This is a genomic window from Bacillota bacterium, assembly GCA_012727955.1.
Lineage (GTDB): Bacteria > Bacillota > Limnochordia > DTU087 > JAAYGB01 > JAAYGB01.
This window is the reverse complement of sequence record JAAYGB010000064.1, coordinates 1-7,195: the sequence shown is the minus strand read 5'-3', so window position 1 is coordinate 7,195 and position 7,195 is coordinate 1. Positions and strand designations below refer to the sequence as shown.

Below are 7,195 nucleotides of genomic sequence, written 5' to 3'. Positions count from 1 at the left end.
TGGGATTCCCTTAATATCTGTTCTTTGAATTCTTGCGTATAATCTCTTTTTGTCATGAAACTTCCCCCTGATCTGAATGATAGCAGATAAAAGGATTTTCTCCAAATCTATTAGGGGGCTAAATAGCACATCATTCAAGGATGAGGGTAGGTCCCTAAAGGGGTAAGGCCCCCTGTATCCTGCAACCGCCAGATGGTATTCCGATAGAGCCCTTCCCGCTTGATAGACCAGATCATCATTATGGATATCGAAGGGAAGATCTGCCTCGATAAAGGGAAATATGCTCATTGGAGTCCCGTTGGGAGTCACACTGACCTTGAGCATTGGAACAGGAAAGCGCGACCTCTTAGCAGCCCAGTCTAGTACTTCCTGCTCCGCATACACTTGCTGTGGATCCGTTGGATACTTCGGCACCCGTACCCGATATCTACCTGAATCGGCTACAAGCACATAGTTGTCGTTTCTGTATCCTCCAGACATCTGACTCAGGGACAGGAGTGTGCCTAGGTCCAGTTCAAGCTCCGCCAGGTAATTCAAAGTCAGTTCCATGAGATCCTCTGCTCCCTTCCGTTGCCTCTGAAGTACTCCTCTCTCTGCGAAAAAAGGCGCCCTTCAGGCGCCTGAGACGATGATGCAGTCGATTTAGCAGCTGCGGGATGGTGTTCTCACGGAACCTTCCGGTTCTCGAAGAATATCCCAGTAGAGCAGAATCACTACCACCGACACTGTTTGAAAGGCCAACAGTGCCGTAACTGCACCGAGATGGTCTGCAACAATCCCCATCACCACTGCCGCAAGGGCACCGACCAATGTGGTTGCCAAAGACTTTACCGAGGCCATCGATGCCCGATGCCTGTCGGAATAAAGCCTTTGAGACAGGTCATTTTTCGCCACATTAACCAAACCATAGAACATCGAGGTGCTGGTCAGCAGAATCGGGGATAGGGAGTTCTGCATAGCGTAGGAAATAACATTGCAGCAAAGACTGTATAGTTTCTCCAGGAGAATTGACTTCTTGGCACCTATCTTGTCAATTACTTTCCCACTGAACCAATAGCTAACTGCCGCCCCGAAATCCCCCAGTGCCCCCGTCAAGCCTATCGCCCAGAGGGGCCAAACCATCCGCAGAAAGGCTGCCCTGAATTGGTAAGAAGCCTCTCCCACTCCCCCAGATAGGCTGTCGGCAACAATCAGCTTAACCAGGCGGGGGTTCTCCCTGACTTCCCGCAGGACCTCGACCAAATCCCGCCATGGGACCACACCTTCCCGGATGGTCGCTGTCCTTGGTTCGTCAACCCATAGCGTAAGCAGCAGACAAATTACCCGAGGAACCACGGAGAGCCACATCACCATTGAGTAGGAACTCCAGTTGAGGACCAAAGTGCCTGCAACCGCTGCCACCGTCAAAGCCCCATGGGCCATGGAGCTGATCCTGCCCAGGTGACCCTTGTAGGTCTCTTCGGCTTGCTCGGATTTGAGAAGATCATACAGCAATGCATCGTTATTTCCACTGAACAATGCCACCGATAGGCCGTCAAAGACAGCTCCGACATACAACAGCCAAACCCCTTGACTTAAGGCGTATGCCAAGGCGGAAACCAGTGATGCCAAGGCCCCAAACACCAAGACCCGCTTGCGACCCATGGCATCGGACATCAATCCCGACGGCAGTTCAAAGACCGTCGTTGCCAGCATCATCACCGAGAGCACACTCATCCCCAGGGTCATTGAACCTGCCACTTCGGCAAAATACAGAATCATCACCGCAGCATAGAGCTTAAACTCGGTGAAAAACTAATCAGACCCAACAGCACCGTGTTCTTCTTGATTAGACTTTTATTCAACTGCACAGCCCCTCTTCACTTATCGGATTTTTCCTGAACTAATAGTGAAGGCAGTGCAATTGACCTGGCAACAGGTTAAGTATGCTCAGTGCAATCTGTTGCCAGACTCCCGTCAATTGCACTGAGCACTTAGGGCTTTCAAATTCCACACAGATTCACTCCTAGAATAACAGCTGACAGCACCCCAAGGGGGGTGTGTACAACTAGTATAGTCTAGAAACTGGTTAAGCGCCATCTCCAAAGAGACGGTGCTTAGTTACCGAAGGGCTAGCTAGCAGGGTAGGCATCCTGAACCAGTTCCAAGTTGACTCGATGCAATCGGGCATACACGCCTCCCTTGGCCATCAGTTCCGAGTGGGTCCCCCGCTCCTGAATGCGACCATCGGTGAGAACCACGATCTCATCGGCATGCAGGATAGTAGACAAGCGGTGGGCGATAATCAAAGTGGTCCGATTGGCCGATAGGCGATTCAAGGCCTCCTGAATCTCCTGCTCAGTGGCAGTATCCAATGCCGAAGTGGCTTCATCGAGCACCAGGATCGGTGGGTTCTTCAAGAACACCCGGGCGATGGATATCCGTTGTTTTTGCCCTCCGGAAAGTTTGATCCCCCGCTCGCCCACGTAGGTGTCGTAGCCATCGGGCAGTGACATCACAAAGTTATGGATTTGGGCATTCTTCGCCGCGGCAATCATTTCTTCTTCCGTTGCCGATGGGTTTCCATACATGATATTCTCCCGAATCGTGCCGGCAAACAAGAACACATCCTGCTGCACCAAACCGATATTTTTCCGCAGGGACTCCAGCTGAATGTCCTTGATGTTCACTCCATCGATGCGAATCTCTCCGCTGGACACATCGTAGAAGCGCAGGATCAGGTGACATAAAGTGGTTTTGCCGCCACCGGAGGGTCCGACAAAGGCCACCGTCTGACCCGGAGCAATGCTCAAATTAATGTCTTCAAGGACTTCCGAGTGCTCGGTATACTGGAAGGACACGTCCTTTAGCTCGATGGCTCCCTTCACCCTGTCCAGGACGACAGCATCCATCTTGTCCACGATACTGGGTTCAATGGTCATGATCTCTACAAACCTCTTGAAACCGGCCATCCCCATCTGATACCAGTGGACGAAGTTGGTCAGCCGTCCAATTGGCTGCAAAAACAAGTTGATAAACATCAAGTAGGCCGTTAGGTCAGCCAGGTCGATGTGCCCCTTGTAGGTATAAATGGCTCCGGCAGCGAGAACGGTCAAGTTCACTAAGTTGGTGAGAAATCTCATCCCCGCGGTGTACTCCGCCTCAGCCTTGTATCCCCGCTGGGTGGCGTTCCTGAAGGCTGTATTAGCCCTGCCAAAGCGCTTTTCCTCATAGGGCTCATTGGCAAAGCTCTTAGCCACTCGAATGCCCGCCAGACTGTTCTCCAATTCCGCGTTAACCTCTGCTATTTTCTCCCTCTGGTTGGTGAGGGCCCGACTCATCTTGCCCCATTGGGTGATGGAAAACCACACCATGATCGGCACCGAAGCAAAGGCGATTAAAGTGAGGCTGAGATTGATCTTGGCAAGATACCAAAAGGAGCCGATGAGCATCATCAGGGCGATGAAGAAGTCCTCGGGACCGTGGTGAGCCAACTCCGTTACATCCCGCAGGTCGTTGACCAGCCGTGACATTAGATGACCAACTTTGGTGTCGTCAAAGAACTTAAAGTCCAGGGTCTGTAAGTGGCGGAACAGGTCTCGGCGCATGGCATACTCCATTTTCGCGCCTAAGGTATGGCCCCAATAGTCGGTGATGTACTGGCAGATCACGTGAAAGACATACAGCCCCAGGAGTATCCCCAGAAAGATAACAATGGACCGAAGATTTTGATTGGGAATAAAGTCCTTCATAAAGGTTCTAGTTACCATGGGAAAAACCAAGTCCATACCTGCCATCAAGCCGGCACAGACCATATCCAGGGCAAACAGCTTCCATTCTGCCCGATAGTATGAGACAAATCGTTTCAACAAATGCACTATTCCATCGGCTCCTTCATCCAGGTACATTCCATCTTGCATTATATCGGATCTAGATAAGGGAACACACTGAGATCCGTTACCACCCAAACTTTCCAAAGAAAAAGGCTGCAGGGGAAAGCCGCCTGCCACTAGATACCCGCATAGCGGAGGATGGCATCGATGACCCCATGGAGGGGCATATCTGTGTTAATTTCATAGTCGGCCCGCTGGCCAAGCAAAGGTTCCATGGTCTCTGTCTGATTCAGAACCCGCTGCAACTATAGGGGATCCTTGCCATGGAGAGATGGGTCCTAGTTGCTAACCGCCGGGCGATGACCTGAGAAGGAGCGTTCAAGAGGACAATAACATCAAACGAGGATAGAAGTTTCCCATGTTCTCCGAACAACCACCGACAAATAAGACATTGGCATCGGTGGTGGACAAGGGCCACTATACCCGGTCTTCCCGCCATAGCCAATCCTTTCCGGGCTTTACCGGCTCACCCAGGTCGGCCGGCGTGATGATGTTATCGGTCCAAGTGCTCCATTCATCGCAGTCAAGAGCGAGGGCCCGGTATCCCCTAGCTGATAGAGCAGCAATTACCGTGGACTTTCCGGTACAAGATAGTCCCGATATTAGTACCCCTTTCAAACCTATCCTCCTTTACAACCCATCCCCGGAAAAGATAAATTCCGCCAATAATTAACGGGGCCTGGCCCCGAATTTCCAATGACTCGATAACGGGACCAGGCCCTAACGGGTAAAATCAATTCCCGGCAAGACTATGCTGCCATGGCAGCCGCCTTGGCTATCGCATTGCGGACAAACTCGAGACTGGCTTTCAGATTCTCGCCCCTATCTCCCGGTGAAATGCCGCATTCAAAGGCCATGTAACCGTCAAAGCCGACATCCATCAGAGCCCTAAAGGCCGCAGCAAAGTCTATGTCTCCGGTACCGGGCTCCAACCTGGTGTTATCGGCCAGATGCACATGCCGAATGTACATACCCACTTCCCGAATTGCCTGTGGTGTGTTAGTCTCCTCAATGTGCATATGAAAGAGGTCGCTGATCAGACGCACATGGTCGTGACCACACCGTTCAATGATCTCCACCCCATCCCTTTGTCGACGCAGAAGATGCTGCTCGTATCGGTTCAAAGGCTCCAACAACAGCAAGCAGCCAGCCCTTCTGGCTGTCTCGCCCAACTCATGGCAAATCTCCACCAACAGATTCTTTTCCAAAGTGATTGCATCTTGATAGGGCGACAGGTCGGGGATGCGGGGTGGGCCAAAAATAGGCGGAACGATCTGCCCTGTAGCCCCCAGCTCCCCAGCCACCTCTAGGTATTGTTTGCACTGCTGAATGCTAGTTTGTCGCTTTTTCGGATCGGGATCAAGAAAGTCAAAGGTAGGGTTACCGCAAATACTGCTGAGAGGAACCGGTGAGTCGACAAAGTCGGCAACCAACTGGTCCAGTTCATCGGGACCGTAATTACCCGCCGAGACTTCAATGCCCTCAACACCGTGTTCCAGCGCCCATTGCTGCTTCTCCTTCACAGTCGCACCGGGAATCAATCCCAGTTGTAAAGCAAGCTTCACAGTACGCGCCTCCCTCCGCGGCACTTTCGTCATGCCTTGGCGATCCCCTCAATTATTAACCCAAGAAGGCCCCCTGCTTGCGCAGCTCCGCTTGAATCGTCTCCACTGGAATCTCGCGAACGGTCTTGTTATCCCTGGCAGCAAAGCCCGCTGCGATCCCGGCACCGTGACCAATGGCGAAGACAATTGGCATTACCCGCACTGCCGAGTGGGCAGCATGGGTGGCGGAAATGCTGCGACCACCCACCAAGAGGTTGTCAAATCCCTTGGGAGTAATGGTCCGATAGGGAATGTCGTACCATTGACCGGGCTCCAGATGTTTCAGTACCGTTCCCTCACCACTGGGGTTGTGAATGTCTACGGGATAGCTGCCGCAAGCGATTACATCGTCAAAGCGATGGGGTGTCAACAGATCCTCCTCCGTCAGGAGGTAGTCACCCATCACCCGGCGAGACTCCCGCACACCCAACTGCGCTCCCGTCTGCTGCAGGTACGCATTGGCAAAGCCGGGAATTTCCTCAATCAGCCATCGGGAAATCTCCCAGGCTTGGCGTCGGGCCTCGATCTCAGCCTTGGTCATGGACTCAGGATCCACGGCGTCATGCTTAATTACCCGGGTCTGGTTAAAGTGGACAACCCCCGGTTGGGTGGTAAAGAAGAAGAGAATGTCTTCCCGGGGACAACGAATTCTTCCGGCTTCTTTGGCCTTGATGTAGGCTTCGGTCATCTCCCGACGAGAGGGCATCGCCTCAATGTCCACACCGGCCATGCGGAAGTTGAGAGTCATCGGCTGGGCCAAGCCATCTTCCTCGCGGCCCTTCTCCGTCTCAGCCCCAGCAAAGAAGGACAAATCGGCATCGCCGGTGGAGTCAACAAAGACCTTGGCAGTAAAGGTTTTTAGGCCATCCTTAGTGGCAACTTCGATGGAGGTAATCCGCCCCTCGGCAGTGTTAGCAGCCGCGAGGAACCCGTGATACATCAACGTCACACCGGCTTCGACACACATGTTCTCTGCGACAATCTTAAAGGCTTCGGTATCGAAGGCCCATTCTTCCCTGGCTCCACCGTAGCTGTTGAGCTCCCTGAGTCCCTCGAGCATGTCTTGGAAAATCCCGTAGATAATCTGCTTATCGCCAGCAAAGTAGGTCATGAAGGGGTTGACCAACATCGCGGTGGCCCCTCCACCCAGGAACCCATACCGCTCAATTAACAAGACATCGGCTCCAACTCTTGCGGCTGCAACGGCGCTGGCGATTCCGCCGGGGCCGCCACCAACCACAATTACGTCATAATCTGTCCGCATAAATCCCACCTCCGATGTAATTCTTGTGCATTTGCCCGTTTATTCCTGCTAATCCTCTCAGGCTAGATACCGCAATCTTCCTGCGATCCCGGGTCGCCCTTGGGGGATAGTGCTCCCCTCCCATCTATCCTGAGACAATCAGGCATAGAAAAAACCTCTGAGCGAAACACTCAGAGGTTAAATGGCTGGGGTGCTTGGATTCGAACCAAGGAATGCTGGAGTCAGAGTCCAGTGCCTTACCGCTTGGCGACACCCCAGTGTGGCGGGAGCGACGGGACTCGAACCCGCGATCTTCGGCGTGACAGGCCGACGTGTTGACCAACTACACCACGCCCCCGTGGGAATGTTATGGAATTGTGGTGCCCCGCCAGGGACTCGAACCCCGGACACCCTGATTAAGAGTCAGGTGCTCTAGCCAGCTGAGCTAATGGCCCACGTCACAGGATTATTATAGT

At 52.9% G+C, this 7,195-nt stretch carries 6 protein-coding genes and 3 tRNA genes; all 9 read right to left on the bottom strand.

Going from position 1 to position 7,195, the window contains the following annotated elements; genetic code table 11:
• The coding region (locus tag GX030_10380) for a phosphotransferase (GenBank protein NLV92778.1) at positions 1-549 on the bottom strand (549 nt) is incomplete at its 3' end.
• A gap of 93 nt (positions 550-642) precedes the next feature.
• Positions 643-1,728, bottom strand: a complete 1,086-nt coding sequence (locus GX030_10375) for an MFS transporter (GenBank protein NLV92777.1) — start codon at positions 1,726-1,728, stop codon at positions 643-645.
• A gap of 383 nt (positions 1,729-2,111) precedes the next feature.
• A complete protein-coding gene (locus GX030_10370; GenBank protein NLV92776.1) occupies positions 2,112-3,851 on the bottom strand; it encodes an ABC transporter ATP-binding protein in 1,740 nt (579 codons plus the stop codon).
• Between the two features lie 438 nt (positions 3,852-4,289).
• The gene (locus tag GX030_10365; protein ID NLV92775.1) at positions 4,290-4,490 is read right to left on the bottom strand and encodes a hypothetical protein; all 201 of its coding nucleotides are present in this window, start codon (positions 4,488-4,490) and stop codon (positions 4,290-4,292) included.
• A 131-nt stretch (positions 4,491-4,621) separates the two neighbouring features.
• Positions 4,622-5,437 carry a sugar phosphate isomerase/epimerase gene (locus GX030_10360; protein ID NLV92774.1) on the bottom strand — a complete coding sequence of 272 codons (816 nt, stop codon included), beginning with the start codon at positions 5,435-5,437 and terminating at the stop codon, positions 4,622-4,624.
• A gap of 55 nt (positions 5,438-5,492) precedes the next feature.
• The gene (locus GX030_10355) at positions 5,493-6,740 is read right to left on the bottom strand and encodes an FAD-dependent oxidoreductase (protein ID NLV92773.1); all 1,248 of its coding nucleotides are present in this window, start codon (positions 6,738-6,740) and stop codon (positions 5,493-5,495) included.
• Positions 6,741-6,922: 182 nt separating this feature from the next.
• A tRNA-Gln gene (locus GX030_10350) sits at positions 6,923-6,997 on the bottom strand.
• 3 nt (positions 6,998-7,000) lie between these two features.
• Positions 7,001-7,077: transfer RNA gene (locus GX030_10345), tRNA-Asp, on the bottom strand.
• 20 nt (positions 7,078-7,097) lie between these two features.
• Positions 7,098-7,172: transfer RNA gene (locus GX030_10340), tRNA-Lys, on the bottom strand.
• Positions 7,173-7,195 lie beyond the last annotated feature (23 nt).

What these genes read in the sequence shown, in the direction of transcription:
- GX030_10375 (NLV92777.1), bottom strand. Translation starts at nt 1,728, where the DNA reads ATGACCCTGGGGATGAGTGTGCTCTCGGTGATGATGCTGGCAACGACG.
- GX030_10355 (NLV92773.1), bottom strand. Translation starts at nt 6,740, where the DNA reads ATGCGGACAGATTATGACGTAATTGTGGTTGGTGGCGGCCCCGGCGGA.